General features: G+C 47.2%; 13 protein-coding genes. 3 read left to right on the plus strand and 10 right to left on the minus strand.

Features of this window, described 5'->3' with window-relative positions; all coding sequences use genetic code 11:
- Nucleotides 1–21: 21 nt before the first annotated feature.
- From FJ444_RS15970 to FJ444_RS15980, 3 genes are all read left to right on the plus strand, one after another.
- Entirely contained in the window at nt 22–843 is an 822-nt protein-coding gene (locus FJ444_RS15970) for an inositol monophosphatase (RefSeq protein WP_140959897.1), read from the plus strand.
- 82 nt (nt 844–925) lie between these two features.
- Entirely contained in the window at nt 926–1,684 is a 759-nt protein-coding gene (locus FJ444_RS15975; protein ID WP_140959899.1) for a class I SAM-dependent methyltransferase, read from the plus strand.
- 133 nt (nt 1,685–1,817) lie between these two features.
- Nucleotides 1,818–3,737, plus strand: a complete 1,920-nt coding sequence (locus FJ444_RS15980; RefSeq protein ID WP_140959901.1) for a methyl-accepting chemotaxis protein — start codon at nt 1,818–1,820, stop codon at nt 3,735–3,737.
- Nucleotides 3,738–3,802: 65 nt separating this feature from the next.
- Here FJ444_RS15980 and FJ444_RS15985 read toward each other — a convergent pair whose 3' ends face one another.
- From FJ444_RS15985 to murC, 10 genes are all read right to left on the minus strand, one after another.
- Entirely contained in the window at nt 3,803–4,522 is a 720-nt protein-coding gene (locus FJ444_RS15985; protein ID WP_140959903.1) for a chemotaxis protein CheW, read from the minus strand.
- 404 nt (nt 4,523–4,926) lie between these two features.
- Nucleotides 4,927–5,319 carry an 8-oxo-dGTP diphosphatase MutT gene (gene mutT, locus FJ444_RS15990; RefSeq protein WP_140959905.1) on the minus strand — a complete coding sequence of 131 codons (393 nt, stop codon included), beginning with the start codon at nt 5,317–5,319 and terminating at the stop codon, nt 4,927–4,929.
- A gap of 56 nt (nt 5,320–5,375) precedes the next feature.
- Nucleotides 5,376–8,096 carry a preprotein translocase subunit SecA gene (gene secA / locus FJ444_RS15995; protein WP_140959907.1) on the minus strand — a complete coding sequence of 907 codons (2,721 nt, stop codon included), beginning with the start codon at nt 8,094–8,096 and terminating at the stop codon, nt 5,376–5,378.
- Between the two features lie 92 nt (nt 8,097–8,188).
- Nucleotides 8,189–9,079, minus strand: coding sequence for a M23 family metallopeptidase (locus tag FJ444_RS16000; RefSeq protein WP_140959909.1), 891 nt, complete (start codon nt 9,077–9,079; stop codon nt 8,189–8,191).
- A gap of 158 nt (nt 9,080–9,237) precedes the next feature.
- Nucleotides 9,238–10,149, minus strand: a complete 912-nt coding sequence (gene lpxC / locus FJ444_RS16005) for a UDP-3-O-acyl-N-acetylglucosamine deacetylase (RefSeq protein ID WP_140959911.1) — start codon at nt 10,147–10,149, stop codon at nt 9,238–9,240.
- Between the two features lie 145 nt (nt 10,150–10,294).
- Nucleotides 10,295–11,452, minus strand: coding sequence for a cell division protein FtsZ (gene ftsZ, locus FJ444_RS16010; protein ID WP_140959913.1), 1,158 nt, complete (start codon nt 11,450–11,452; stop codon nt 10,295–10,297).
- Nucleotides 11,453–11,557: 105 nt separating this feature from the next.
- On the minus strand, nt 11,558–12,787 hold the full coding sequence (gene ftsA / locus FJ444_RS16015) for a cell division protein FtsA (RefSeq protein WP_140959915.1): 1,230 nt from the start codon (nt 12,785–12,787) through the stop codon (nt 11,558–11,560).
- Between the two features lie 9 nt (nt 12,788–12,796).
- Complete coding sequence (locus tag FJ444_RS16020) at nt 12,797–13,519, minus strand: cell division protein FtsQ/DivIB (protein ID WP_140959917.1); 723 nt, start codon at nt 13,517–13,519, stop codon at nt 12,797–12,799.
- 2 nt (nt 13,520–13,521) lie between these two features.
- Nucleotides 13,522–14,472, minus strand: a complete 951-nt coding sequence (locus tag FJ444_RS16025; RefSeq protein WP_140959919.1) for a D-alanine--D-alanine ligase — start codon at nt 14,470–14,472, stop codon at nt 13,522–13,524.
- On the minus strand, nt 14,469–15,914 hold the full coding sequence (gene murC / locus FJ444_RS16030; RefSeq protein ID WP_140959921.1) for a UDP-N-acetylmuramate--L-alanine ligase: 1,446 nt from the start codon (nt 15,912–15,914) through the stop codon (nt 14,469–14,471). The genes FJ444_RS16025 and murC overlap by 4 nt, the downstream gene beginning before the upstream one ends.
- Between the last annotated feature and the right edge of the window lie 2 nt (nt 15,915–15,916).

Genomic DNA, 15,916 nt, shown 5'->3' on the forward strand with positions numbered 1-15,916 from the left:
TGCACTCAAAAAGGAAGCAGGATGATTAACGAAGTACAACTACATCAATTAGCCGACATCTGTCGTCTGGCGTCCGATGTCGAAATTTTACCCCGCTTCCGGCATCTCGGCGAAGAGCAGGTCGAACAAAAGCAAAATCACAACGACCTGGTTACCATTGCCGATAAAGCCGCAGAAACCTTTATCATGGCAAAACTACGAGCCATGTTTCCGGATGCTCTGTTAATTGGCGAAGAAAGTGTGTACGCAGATGACTCTGCGTTGGCGTTGTTCAACGAAGCTGAACTCAGTTTTGTGTTGGATCCCATTGATGGTACCTGGCACTATGCCAATGGTTCTGTGAATTTTGGCGTGATGTTAGGCATTGCGCACTTTGGTGAAATGATTGGTGGGATTATTTTTGAGCCTGTCACTGGCGACTATCTTTGGGCCATTAAAGGCAAAGGCGCCTTTGATCGAATAAAAGGCGTAGACCATCCGTTACGCGTTGGCCGTCATGCCGACCTTGCGCTTTCAGACACAATAGGATGCTACTCTTTTGGTGTAACCAAGGGAACTGAGCGCGATAAAGCCGTTAAAGCGGTGATGCAAATGGGAAGAATAATGGATTACCGCTGTGCCGCTGCAGAATACAGATTGCTGGTTACCGGCGCTATCTCATATACCATCTTCCAAAATACGCTAAATTTATGGGATCACGGAGCCGGGCAGTTAATTGCAACCGAAGCGGGCGCATGTTCCAAAATGTTGAATGGCCAACCCTATGAAGCGCAAATTAACGGCAAGCTGATTGTGGCCGAAAGCGATGCTCGTTGGGAAGAACTTGCAGCCCTGTTCCGCTAATAGCAATTACCTTTGTAATTATTTAAGATACCGGTTATTAGCTGTAGCACACGCGCTTTGCATATCAGGGATCAATAGCTAAATGGGACTTTTGAAAAGGATTAACCTGGCTTTCAGTCGGCGCGTTCACTGGCGTTTACCCACAGCACTCACCGAGCCGTTATTTCCTGAATACGAACAACTGATCTGGCAATACAGTAACCAACTGGAGGCCGGAATAATACTGGACGTGGGGGCGGGATATCTACTCCCCGATTCACTAAAGAACCTGCGAAAGGCAGAAGTAAAGCTTATTGGTATGGATATTCTGCCATCGTCGCTGAATAAGAATACCGACCTTGATGCAGCCATCGTCGCTGATGCCTGCAAACGCTGGCCATTTGATGATAATTCAATTGATCTGGTGATCAGTCGTTCTGTAATGGAACACCTTTACGACAATAAAGCCTTCACAAATGAGATGCATAGATGCCTCAAACCCGGAGGAAAATGTGTACATGTGCTGCCCGGTAAAAACGCCCCATTTTCTTTGCTTAACCGCTTGCTCCCAAACAAGGTAACTACAAAGCTGGTGGAATGGGCATTCCCGGAAAGAAAAGGTGAGCTGGGCTTTGTTGCCTATTACCATTATTGCTCCTACCCCTCATTAAAACGCTTACTGGAAACACAAGGCTTCAACATTGAGTACAAGCGGCTTCGGTATTACCAGTCAGCCTATTACGTTGCGGTATTTCCGGTGTATTTAGTATCTGCTATTTATGACTGGGTAATGTGGAAGTGTGGAGCCAGAAGACTGGCATCGCAAATTCTGATTGTTGCCAACAAGCCAGATATAAAATAATTCGCGTCCTTGTTCCAGTTACTCTGGCATTTCACTTTCCCCTTTTGCATCCATACACTACATTTATTGCTAGTAATGTTAATACCACTGGCACATGGATGATTAGCCATAGGAAGTATCAGCCGGAGTTTCTATGTCAATTCAACGAAAGTTTTTAGCTGCAATATCAACTGTAATCGCTGTCTTTGCTCTGGTCATTGCCGGGATCACAGTGATTACCACCACGTCGTCAGTAGACGAACAAGTCTCTACACAAAAGCAACAAACGGCAGACCGCCTGCTGAATATATTGACGGTTACCGACAGCCTGATGCATGAGCGGGTGAAAAGCAGCATGACGCTGTTAAAACAACGTGGTCTTGAGATTGGGACACCGTCGCAGGGCGATTTTGTGATGGTAAAAGAAACCTCAGCTCAACAATTACTATTGGGTAATACCCCCCAGGCAAATAACTTTGCTTTAGTTGACGACCTGACCGCAGTCATGGGCGGTACCGCTACCTTGTTTAGCAAAACCGGCGAAGATTTCATTCGGGTTAGCACCAATGTAATAAAAGACGGTCAGCGCGCTATTGGTACAAAGCTGGCGCCGCAAGGCAAAGCCATGGCAAACATACGCAAGGGCATCGCCTACTACGGTGCCGTAGATATTCTGGGCAGCCCGTACCTTACCGGATATGAACCGATGACCAATTCGTCCGGACAGGTGATAGGTATTTGGTATGTGGGTTATTCGGCTGATTTGAACGTACTCGAACAAGCAATTAGCCAGAGCCGGTTACTGGAAGAAGGTTTTGTTGCTCTGCGTGACGGTAAAGGCACTATTCGAATGCATTCAAGTCATGTATCTGATGCCGATGTAGAACGTGCCCTCTCCGACAAAGACGTCTGGTCTGTAACGGTTATCCCCTTCGAGAAATGGGGTTACGACCTGGTTCTTGTTGCGTCTCAAAGTGAAAAATCTTCTATGGTGAGCACTGCCGTATTTGGCGTTCTGGTAAAAATTATTCTGGCCAGCGCAGCCGTTCTCGGCACCATATTTGTGCTCATTAACCACATTATAGGCAAGCCGCTCAATGAATTTATCAACGTTGTTAATGATCTCGCCTCTGGCGAAGGTAATCTGACTTTCCGGTTTAATTCAGCCCGAAGTGATGAGTTTGGCCAGATGTCGCGGGCCTTCAATAAATTGCTGGAGCAATTACAAGACACACTCAAGTCAGTGGCGTCTGCTACCGATGCAATGTTAAACCAGTCTCAACAGCTTAAAGATACCGCGCAGCGTTCCAGTAACAGCGTGTCGGCACTGTCGAAGGAATCTCAGGCCATTGATAGCGCCATAACCAGACTCCAACAAAATGCTGCCGCAGTGTGCGATAACATTGGACGCGCCACAGAAGCAGCCTCTGCTGCCGATAAAGACACACGCACGAGTGTGAGTGTACTAACCGCTACCATTAAGGATATCGAAACCCAGGCTCAGGACGTAGATGCATCCGTTCAGGTGATCAGTGAACTGGCGAAAGCCAGTGAAGAAATCAGCGGTGTAATGGATGTAATACGTAACATTGCAGAACAAACTAATCTGTTGGCACTGAATGCTGCTATTGAAGCTGCTCGTGCCGGTGAACAAGGGCGTGGATTCGCGGTAGTGGCCGATGAAGTGCGTTCTCTTGCCAGTCGTACACAAACGTCAACCGAAGAAATACGCTTAATGATTGAAAAACTGCAACAAGGGAGTCGTGAAGCATCGCAAAAAATGCAGAATAATAAGGAAAACGCCTATGCAACCGTGTCGGTAACGCAAAATGCCGGCACATCCCTGCAAAAATCACTAGGGGCCGTCGCCACCATAACCACACTGAATAAAGAGACGTCGGATATGGCTAGCCATCAAAATGATATTGCCAGAGAAGTCAATAAACGCCTTTCAGGTATTCAAAGCGTTGGACAGGAAAATCTGACCTATGCAGCTTCTGTGTCTGAAAACTGTTCGAAGTTGGTACAACAAATTCAACAAATGCAACAGCAGCTAAAACGTTACCGCTTCTGATGTAAAAAGGACAAACGCTGTTGAGCGTTTGTCCTTCTGCTTTCTGTTAATACCAAATCGTTATCTCAGGGCAAATACACTAAACCCTGCAAGCGATAAGCAAGCATCCCGTCAATGTCCAAAATACTGATCTCATGACGCTGTGGACCAAAGTAACACACACCAGATGTTTGATATAAGTCTGCTGCAGTTGAAGGCAACGCAGGTGCAATACTACAGGTATCCAGCGGAAAAATACTCATTACAGATGATACAACTAAACCCACTAACGGATAACGCTCGTTTCCATCCACAATAATTATTCTTGATGGCTCAGCCGTAGATTGTTCCGTATGGTGACTTCTGCCTGTTAAATCAATAACCGGTACTCGCTCATCCTGCCAACAAACATAACCCACAATGTCAGTCTGCTTTTTGTATTCCTGAGCTACTAGCGCGGAGAGTCGCTCTACAGACTTTACACGTGAACTATCAAGTGCGATGGCGTGCTCGTTTAATGATACACACATATACTCTGTCCAATGATGTTCACACGGCAATTCCGCCTTGCCAGGTGTCGTTAAAAACGAAGACAAACTATCAGGTGAGTCGTAAGCAAGACTCATCCAACTTTCTTTCGTATCAGCTCTCTCGGGATTGACTAGTTGATCGTCTGATTCGACGTTTTCGAGTTCAAAAGCTAACGCTTCCTGCTTAAGCAATGCGTTTATAACAAACGTCGAATCCCCTTTTTTGAGCAAATGACGATAGGTAACCTGAAGGATAGTAGGAGTACACTGCAACATAAAAAATCCAACAACTACACGGATTAATACACAGTTTCAATGTATCGTATTCAAAAACTATTATGGTATTAATTCAAATACCATTAAATAAAATACAAGACCAAAATAGCTTGCATAATTTATGAAATATGCATTTGACACCAAAAATCAAAATACACTAATGTCACTAAAGTCATATCATGTGTATATAAATGAATATCTTACGCAACTAAACCATAACTAACAATGTATTAAATTATCGCCCTGGACCTTTGTTTATACAAAAGTAGAAAGAAAAATTTATTTTCTATATTTACCACTTTAGTTAAGGTACTTTTCACGATTCACTTCGGGTAAGTTTAAAAACGAACGCTCTGTTACTCACTATCAAGGCACTGTTTGGTTACTTCACTGTGCAGCCGGAGTCACAAAATCCGTTGCTTTACAGCTTCAATAATCGCGGCATTGGCTGCTGGAAAATCAGCTGGATTTAAGGCTGACAATGGTAACCATTTACCCGGCTGCCCCTCATTGCCTTTAGGCTCTCCAATAAAGCCGTCAACAATAAAAACGACCAATCGAACTTGTTTGTCGCCGTAGTCATGTGTGATTGTCAGCAAAGGCTGCGTATGAGTAACAGTAATCGCAATCTCTTCCTGCAATTCCCTGCAAAGCGCGTGTTCAGCAGTTTCGTTTACCTCTACCTTGCCACCGGGAAACTCCCACTTGCCCCCCTGATGTTTATCACTGGAACGTAAACAAACAAAGGTCTGGTCCTCTCTGATCACTACGCCAACCGCAACGTCTACCACTTTCATATTCACCTCTAATAAAAAAGGGGCAAACTGCCCCTTTGATTAACACGCTTTCAGTATTACGACAATTTACCGTGACACTGTTTGTACTTTTGACCTGAACCACATGGACAAGGGTCGTTGCGGCCAATCTTAGGGCCTGTGCGCGGCATCGCTGCCTGTGCAGCTTGTGGACCACTCGCTTGCGGACCAGGCTCGCCATCTGCACTGGCGTGCTGATAATTCTTCGGCACATCATCAGCCTGACGGCGCTGTTCTTCCACTTTTTCAACGTCAGATTCAGCACGCACCTGTACACGGCTCAGAATGGTAATCACTTCACTCTTCAGTGCTTCCAGCATGGATGAGAACAATTCAAAAGCTTCGCGTTTGTATTCTTGCTTAGGGTTCTTCTGCGCATAACCACGTAAATGAATACCCTGACGCAAATGATCCATTGCAGCCAAATGTTCCTTCCAATGACTATCCAGATTTTGCAACATAACGGCTTTTTCGAACTGACGAAGTACCGCTTCGCCCACCATCTCTTCCTTGCCTTTATAAGCGGCCGTCAGCTCAGTCAGAATCTTATCACGCAGCTTTTCTTCGTAAAGTTTGTCATCTTCATCAAGCCACTTCTGAATAGGTGCATCAAGGGCAAAATCGGCTTTCAGGCGCTGCTCAAGGCCGGCTACATCCCACATTTCTTCCAGTGACTGAGGCGGAATATACTCATCCACTACGCCACCAATAACATCTTCACGAATCGCTTGAATGGTTTCGCTGATGTCGCCTTCGTCCAGCAATTCATTTCGTTGCTCGTAAATTACCTTGCGCTGATCGTTTGCCACGTCATCATATTCCAGCAACTGCTTACGAATATCAAAGTTACGGCCTTCAACCTTGCGTTGAGCATTTTCTATGGCTCGGGTTACCCATGGGTGCTCAATGGCCTCACCACGCTCCATACCCAGGCGTTTCATCATGCTGGCCATCTTCTCAGAGGCAAAAATACGCATCAAGGCATCATCAAGTGACAGATAGAAACGCGAAGAACCCGGATCGCCCTGACGACCTGCTCGACCGCGTAGCTGGTTATCAATACGGCGTGACTCATGACGCTCAGTACCAATGATATGTAAACCACCGGCTGCCAGCACTGCCTCGTGATCTTTCTTCCAGGCTTCTTTGATTTTAGCCTTTTGTTCCTCTGTTGGAGACTCAATCTTCGCCAACTCTGCCTGCCAGTTACCGCCCAGTACGATATCGGTACCACGACCGGCCATGTTGGTTGCAATCGTAACTGCACCAGGACGACCTGCCTGGGCAACGATATCGGCTTCCTGTGCGTGGAACTTGGCATTCAGTACTTTATGCGCAATTTTTTCTTTCTTGAGAATACGCGCAATTAGTTCAGAATTTTCAATTGAAATGGTACCTACAAGAACAGGCTGACCACGTTTAACACAGGCTTTGATGTCTTCAACAATCGCTTCGTATTTTTCCTGAGCGGTAAGGTAAATCAAATCCGCCTTGTCATCACGCACCATCGGGCGGTTAGTAGGGATAACCACCGTTTCCAGTCCATAAATATGCTGGAACTCGAAGGCTTCTGTATCCGCTGTACCTGTCATACCCGACAGCTTTTCATATAAACGGAAGTAATTCTGGAAGGTAATGGATGCCAGAGTCTGGTTTTCATTCTGAATTTTTACACCTTCTTTGGCTTCAACAGCCTGGTGTAAACCTTCAGACCAACGACGGCCTTCCATTGTGCGGCCAGTATGCTCATCAACAATAACAATGTCACCGTCTTTAACGATGTAATCAACGTCTTTCGCAAATAACTTATGTGCACGAAGTGCAGCATTGATGTGATGTAACAGCGAAATATTTCCCGCGTCGAACAAAGATTCATTTTCAGGCAGCAAGCCCTCGCGCTTGAGGATCTCTTCTACGTGAATTTGGCCTTTTTCAGTAAGGTGAATCTGTTTGGCTTTTTCGTCGATAGTGTAATCGCCGTCGCCATGCTTATCTTCTTCGTCTTCTTTATCTTGCTTAACCAATTCCGGAATAACGCGGTTAATACGCAAATATAACTCTGAGCTGTCTTCAGCAGCCCCAGAGATAATCAGTGGTGTACGGGCTTCGTCGATCAGTATGGAGTCAACTTCATCGATTACAGCAAAATACAGATCACGCTGAACGCGATCCTGTGGGCTGAACGCCATGTTGTCACGTAAATAGTCAAAGCCGAATTCGTTGTTGGTACCGTAGGTAATATCAGCCTGATACGCTTCGCGCTTTTGCGCAGATGCCATGCCTGGAACGTTACAACCAACCGTTAAACCAAGGAATTCAAATAAGCTTCTGCTCCATTCAGCATCGCGGCGGGCAAGATAGTCGTTTACCGTGATGACGTGAACACCACGACCGGTCAACGCATTTAAGTAAGTAGGTAAAGTCGAGGTGAGTGTTTTACCTTCACCGGTGCGCATTTCTGAAATCTTACCAGAGTGAAGCACCTGGCCACCGAGCATTTGCACGTCGAAATGACGCATCCCGTACACGCGTTTACTCGCTTCTCTTACAACAGCAAAGGCCTCAACCAGGATATCATCGAGCGTTGCACCGTCTTTCAGTCGCTGCTTGAATTCATCAGTCTTCTGCTTCAATGCAGCGTCGTCCAGTCCTTCAAACTCGGCTTCCAGAGCATTAATGGCGCTAACCTGCTTTTGTAATTTTTTTAATAGTCGGTCGTTGCGACTGCCAAAAACTTTTCTGAGAATGCTTGCAAACATTGTGTTGGTATTTCCACTGCTGTAATCAAAAATAACCTGCTCGGGCTACCCCAGGGCAAGTCGCGTTTCAGACTGGTTTGATAGAGAGTACGTTATTTGTTGTAAACGTAAGGAAGAGGATCGACTTTCTGGCCGCTCTTGATGACTTCATAATGCACGTGTGCGCCCGTCGAACGACCGGTACTGCCCATTTGTGCAATAACCTGACCCTTGGTAACCAGATCGCCTTTATTCACCAAAAGCGAATCGTTATGCCCATACCGTGTCACAAGCCCGTCTCCGTGCTCGATTTCTACAAGTTTGCCATAACCGTACCTGTCACCTGACCAGGTTACTATGCCCGCAGCCGTGGCAACAACATCGTCACCTACTTCGCCGGCGAAATCCAATCCACTATGCATGGCAGGCTGGCCCGTAAACGGGTCGGCTCGCATACCATAGTAAGACGACAACCATCCTTTCTCTATCGGACGACCCGATAAACTAATCTGTTCATCTATATGGTGTCCGGTAACCAATCTTTCAAGGGCATCCAGTTGCTGCTGCTTATAAAGCAACTGATTGCCTAATTCTTCTATAGGTGTAAGTAACCTGTCCTGTTCTTCCTGTAGCTGTTTAGCGACAGATACCGACGCCAGCCCGAAATCCTGAACTGACTTCTCGTCAATGCCCATCGCCTTTGCGAGAACCTGAGTTTTAGCATCGATTTTGTCCAGCGTAAGTCGCATTTCACTTAACTGTTCAGTAAGTGCTTTAACCTGCTCACCCGTAGCAGATTTTAATGCTTCGACCTGCTGCTTTTCGGCTTCAAGGATATTTTGCGCAATTTTAACGCGCGCGAGGTCTTCAAAGGAAGAATCAGTAGAACGGCTGGAAACCAGCACAAACAGCGACGACAATACAGTAAGGCTCACAATAGAGCGCACGCTCATACTGTGACGAACCCGTCTGTTTTTGCCTATAAATGTGACTGTTAATTTCATCGCTGTGTCTTAAATGCACTATTGTGCGCTGCGTTCTTTTGTTCTGATACTTGTTACAAACTTGCTAAAAATAACACGTTTTGCGCTATTCTAACGACAATTACCTTAAATAAACAACAAAAAAGCCGCCACAAGGGCGGCTTTTTCAGCAAAATCACTTATACCAGAGCAGGTTGCGCGTAACGAATAGGGGCTTCGTCTGACGACTCGTAGGTCACATATTCCCAGCAATCCTGTTGAGCCAACACTGCGTTTAGCAGTTTATTGTTGAGTCCGTGGCCGGTTTTATAAGCTGCCAACTCACCAATGATGCTGTGTCCACCTAAGTACAAATCGCCGATGGCATCCAATATTTTATGTTTCAGGAATTCGTCATCATAACGAAGTCCTTCCGGGTTCAGTACGCGATAATCATCCAGAGCTACAGCGTTTTCCATGCTGCCTCCCAGAGCCAGATTATTCGCATTCATGTATTCCAAATCACGCATAAAACCAAAAGTTCTGGCGCGGCTCACTTCATTGACGTACGAGCAGGAATCAAAATCCATTACCATGTGCTGGCGAGTCTGGCTGATCACCGGATGATCAAAATCAATCTGGAAATCTACACGGAAGCCGTCATAAGGGCGCAATTCAGCCCACTTATCGCCGTCTTCAACGCGCACTGGTTTAGTCATTCGAATAAACCGCTTCGGCGCGTTCAGCTCTTCAATGCCGGCCGATTGTAATAAGAATACGAATGGGCTCGCACTACCGTCCATAATCGGTAGCTCATTACTGTTTACTTCAACAATAATATTGTCAATACCCAAGCCTGCCAGCGCAGACGCCAGGTGCTCCACGGTGTGAATACTGACGCCATCTTCGTTGTTCAAACACGTACACAACATTGTGTTACCCACGGCGTTAGCGCGTGAGTGGATATCGACATGCGGATCAAGGTCAATACGCCGAAACACGATTCCCGTGTTCGCAGGCGCTGGCCGGAGAGTCATAGTGACCTTGTCTCCTTTATGCAACCCAATTCCAGTTTCCTGGACAGCATGTTTAATTGTACGTTGTCTAATCATCGATTTCGTATTACCTACACAAAAACGGTCGGCAATTATAGGGAGCCGACTATTACTTGTCAAAAATCTGTCATGAATATTACCGCATTACCAGCAATATTTAACGTCTCGACTGTAAAAGCTGTGTAAAGTTCTCTTTACTGGTTTAATCTGCTTGCTTACGCAGGAACGCAGGAATATCCAGATATTCAAGATCATTACCAGGCTGTGCGCTTTCGTCTGCCTTTAGCGCCTGGTTGCCGTCGGTACCACCTACAGCGCGGCTCTCACCGCCATTGTGATACTCACGGGCAGATGCCGATAAACGCGCACCTTCAGAACTAACCAGTGCAATATCAGGCTTACGCTCCGCACCAATACCAGTAGCGACAACGGTAACCCGCAGTTCGTCGGTTAACTCCATGTCGATAACCGTTCCTACTACTACCGTTGCGTTTTCAGAAGCAAACGCCTTAACAGCATTACCTACAGTCTCAAATTCATCGATTGCAAAATCCGGACCAGCTGTGATATTCACCAGAATCCCACGGGCACCTGACAGGTCGATATCTTCCAGTAATGGACTGGCAATAGCCGCTTCTGCCGCTTCTTCAGCGCGATCCGGACCGGATGCTTTGCCGCTGCCCATCATGGCTTTACCCATTTCAGACATCACAGTGCGTACGTCGGCGAAGTCAACGTTAATCAGACCCGGGCGGGTAATTAATTCTGCAATACCTTGTACTGCGCCGCGCAATACGTCGTTTGCCGCACTGAATGCCTGCAACAATGGCGTACCAGGACCCATTACTTTTAACAGTTTTTCGTTCGGGATAGTAATCAAAGAGTCTACATTTCGCGACAGTTCTTCGATACCCTGATTAGCGAAATCAGTACGCTTCTTCCCTTCAAACGGAAATGGCTTGGTTACTACCGCAACGGTTAAAATACCCATTTCACGGGCAATTTTAGCCACTTCTGGTGCTGCACCTGTTCCAGTACCACCGCCCATACCTGCGGTGATAAATACCATGTCCGCGCCATCAAGCGCCTGACGAATGGTTTCACGGTCTTCCTGCGCTGCTTCACGACCCTTGTTTGGATCGGCGCCAGCACCCAGACCTTTGGTAACATTTGAGCCGATTTGTAACGTTACATCGGCTGATGAGCTGCGTAATACCTGCGCATCGGTATTTACTGCAATAAATTCCACGCCTTCAATGCTGTGCGACACCATGTGTTGCACTGCATTACCGCCGCCGCCACCAACACCGATGACTTTGATTACGGCTTCTTCACCGTGGCTATCCATTAATTCAAACATACTTACTCTCCGGTTTTGTACGTCTATACACACTTAACCAAACACAGTTATTGTGACAATTCCGTCGTCACGGTTGTGCGTGATTAAGCGCCCCCTAAAAAATAATTAAAATTCACCCTTGAACCAGCTTTGAACCCGCTTCCACATACTGTCTGTGGCGCGCTGCTTACTGGTTTTTTTATTATCAAATTGCATTTTTCCATATTGCAGAAGCCCAACTGCCGTTGCAAAACCTGCATCGTCTGTGTACTCCGACAAACCAACAATGCCCAGTGGCTTGCCCACTCTTACCGGCATTTGAAAAATTTCTTCTGCAAATTCAATCGCGCCTTCCATTTTGGCGGTACCGCCGGTCAATACCAGACCTGCAGCAATTTGCTCCTCAAAGCCACTGGCTTTGATTTCTTTATGCACTAACTCAAACAGCTCCTGGTACCGGGGTTCAATCACTTCTGCCAATGTATGGCGTGACATTACTCGTGCTGGGCGTCCGCCGACACTGGGTACCTCAATGCTTTCTTCCATACTCACCATGTCTTTCAGCGCGCAGGCATAGTTCACCTTGATCTCTTCTGCGTTGCTGATGGGGGTACGGAATATCTTGGCTATGTCACTGGTAATTTGGTTTCCGGCCAGTGGAATAACCGCTGTATGACGAATGGCGCCATCAGTAAAAATCACAATATCCATGGTGCCGGCACCAATATCAACCACCGCAACACCTAATTCACGCTCGTCGTCGGTAAGTACGGCATAGCTGGATGCCAATGCCGAAAATATCAGCTGGTCCGCGTGTAATTCGCAGCGCTCAACGCATTTAACCAGATTTTTGGCCATGTCATCGGCACAGGTAATAATGTGCGCTTCTGCTTCCATTCTGACTCCCGACATACCAATTGGGTTTTTAATTCCCTCTTGTACATCGATAGTAAATTCCTGCGGTAACACATGCAGTAAGCGGCGCTCTGCTGCAATTGGCACAGACCGGGCTGCGTGTACCACGTTGTCTACGTCTTCCTGGGTCACTTCCTGATTGTTAATCGGCACCATGCCACTTTCGTTCTGGCACTTTACATGACGCCCTGAAATGGACATAAACACAGACGACACCTGGCAATCTGCCATGAGCTCCATTTCATTCACGGCACTTTGAACTGACTTTACTACTAAATTCAGATCGTTAACGCCGCCTTTGTCCATTCCACGTGCGACATGGGTACCCACCCCAACAATGCTGATTTGTTCATCATCCAGTAATTCACCGAGGACAGCTTTAACCCGGCTGGTACCGATGTCGAGTCCTACAATTAAATTACGTTCTGCCGCTTTAGACATTTAATTCTCTTAACTTTTTGTCGTGTTATTGTCGTCCCAGCCAACAGCCAGTCCGGTATCGTATCGCAAATCTACGTATTTCACTGCTTTGGGTTGCTTCGCCAGTAACGGATACACATCCACAAAACGCTGTAACCTGTCTATAAATTCCTGCCTGCCCAGATTCAGTTCTATACCGTTCTGTAACTGTACCTGCCAGGCGTACCGCTCACTCAGCGAGAGCTCCGCAATCGCCAGGTTCTGTCCTGCCAGCAGAGACTGCATGGCGTTATAACCTTCCAACGCGGTTTTTTCACTGCCACCAGGCCCAAATAATTTTGGCAGCCCCAGTGTTTTTCCCTCGGCGTTAAAGCTTTCGCCGTAAGGATTCAGCATTAAATCTTCATTCCAGCGTGCTACCGGCATTTGCTCAACCAAATACACCTTAAGTCGATTTGGCCATTGCTTGCGCACCGATGCGCGATAAACCCATGGCTGTTGTTCCAACAGCTGATGGATGTCATTGACGTCCAAGGCAAAAAAACTACCGGGTTGAGACTGTCGTATCAGCTTTTCGAGTTTCAACACGTCCAGATGCTTAAAGCGACCGGAAAAATCAATTACCTGCACCGGCGCCCGCTGCTCATCCTGCATCCAGGAGTAAGTTTTAATACCCGTTGCGACTAACACAGCAAACAACATCACCAAAAAAGTAATGCCGCCCCAAGGCACAGAATGCTGTTGCGCTGTCATGCTTATGCAGGCTCCATACTGGTTGCTAACACGGCCAGTACCAATTCCTGAAAACTAATCCCTGCCGCTGCTGCGGCTTTGGGAACCAGACTTTTCTCTGTCATGCCCGGCACCGTATTGGCTTCCAGCAAATAAAACTGACCTGTGTGGCGGTCCTGCATTACATCTACCCGGCCCCAGCCGCTGGCAGATAACGCTTCAAACGCATTGGTACACAACTGTGCCAGCGTACTTTCCTGTTCATCAGAAAGGCCACTGGGGCAAAAGTACTGGGTAGTATTATCCTGGTACTTTGCTGAATAATCGTAAAACGTATGTGGGGTTGACATGCGGATTGATGGTAAAGCTTTACCCTGTACAACCGATACAGTGTATTCAAGACCATCTACGAACTGCTCTATCAGGACCTGATTATCATAATTAAAGGCGTCCTGAACGGCGGTTTCTAGTTGTTTAGCGCTTGTCACTTTGGCCATCCCAATACTCGAACCTTCCCGAGCGGGTTTGACCATGACTATTCCCCCTAATTTTTCCATTATAGCGCCGCATGATCCAGCTTCAAAGCGACTTTTTACAGCAATTTCATATTTCGCAGTAGGAAGTTGCAGGCATTGCCAGATTTGCTTGGTGTGGATTTTATCCATCGATAAAGCAGACCCCAAAACACCGCTTCCGGTATAGGGAATACCCAGTTGCTGAAGCGCGCCTTGCATGGAGCCATCCTCGCCTCCCCGACCATGTAGCATTATCATTACACGATCAACATTTTCCGCTATTAAATCAGTTATTTGCCTTTCAGCAGTATCAAAGGCAAAGGCATCTACTCCTGCTGATTGCAACGCACTCAGTACGGCTTTCCCGGAGTTCAGCGATACCGCACGCTCAGCCGATTCACCGCCCAGCATCACGGCAACGCGTCCGTATTGTTGCGCAGAATACGTGGTAAATTTCATGACGTTTGCCCCTGAAGATTTGCGGGTTCCATACCGGTTGCCGCCAGTTTTTTTGCGAGTTGGCCAATGTTACCCGCTCCCTGAGACATCACAATATCACCATCCTGCAGTTGATTGGCCAGAATTAGTGGTAATTCTTCGTGGTTACTCACGTATACAGGTTCCAGTTGCCCCCTGGCGCGAATCGATCTGGCAAGCGCCCTGCTATCGGCTCCTTCGATAGGCTGTTCGCTGGCCGCGTAGACATCCAGTAACAACAAACAATCTACCTGGGATAACACTTCCACAAAGTCTTCGTACAAATCGCGGGTCCGGCTGTAACGATGCGGCTGATACACCATCACCAAACGTTGGGATGGCCAGTTGTTGCGCGCAGCGGCAATTGTTGCTGCCACTTCTGTAGGGTGATGACCGTAGTCATCTACCAAGGTGATATGTCCTACCGAAGTATCAAATTGGCCCAGTATTTCAAATCGGCGGCCTATTCCACCAAAGGTAGAGAGTGCCTTGCTAATAGCATCATCTTCGATGCCTTCCTCGGTGGCTACCGTAATGGCTGCCAGTGCATTGAGCACATTGTGTGTGCCGGTCAGATTTAACTCAATGGTGAGTGCAGGTTTGTTCGGTCGTGAGACATCGAAACGGGTGCGCCCAAAACTAAACTGAATATTGGTAGCCCGCACGTCGTTGTCATCTTTCAATCCGTATGTCAGTACGCTGCGACCTATTCTGGGCAGTAACTCGCTAATGACCGGGTCGTCGCCGCACACCACAGCCTGACCATAAAATGGCAGGTTGTGTAAGAATTCAATGTAGGTGTCGGTCATTTTAGAAAAATCACCGTCATAGGTAGCCATGTGATCGGCTTCTATGTTGGTCACTACGCTCATCATGGGCTGTAAATGTAAAAACGACGCATCGCTCTCGTCCGCTTCAGCAATCAGATAGCGGCTCTTGCCTAGTCGGGCATTGGTGCCTGCGCTGTTGAGTAATCCGCCAATCACAAAAGTAGGATCAGTCTCTGCTTCTGCAAAAATAGTGGCTATCAGACTGGTTGTGGTTGTTTTACCGTGTGTACCCGCTACCGCAATGCCATGGCGAAAACGCATTAACTCCGCCAGCATTTCTGCGCGCCGGATAATTGGAATGCGCTGTTGCCGCGCATACTGTATTTCCGGATTGGATTCATTGATCGCACTGGACACCACTACAACGTTGGCTCCTTCCACATTTTCGGCCTTGTGACCAATGGCAATGCACGCTCCCAAAGCCGACAGACGCTCTGTCATTGCGCCAGCCTGAATGTCGGAACCGGCTACCTGATAGCCTTCATTCAATAACACCTCAGCAATGCCGCCCATGCCGGCACCACCAATACCCACAAAAAAGATACGCGTAACTTTGCGCATCTGCGGGCTTTGAAAAGGTGTTTGTAAAACCATGT

The sequence above is a fragment of the Aestuariibacter sp. GS-14 genome (assembly GCF_006494365.1).
In the GTDB taxonomy this organism is placed as follows: Bacteria; Pseudomonadota; Gammaproteobacteria; order Enterobacterales; family Alteromonadaceae; genus Alteromonas; species Alteromonas mangrovi.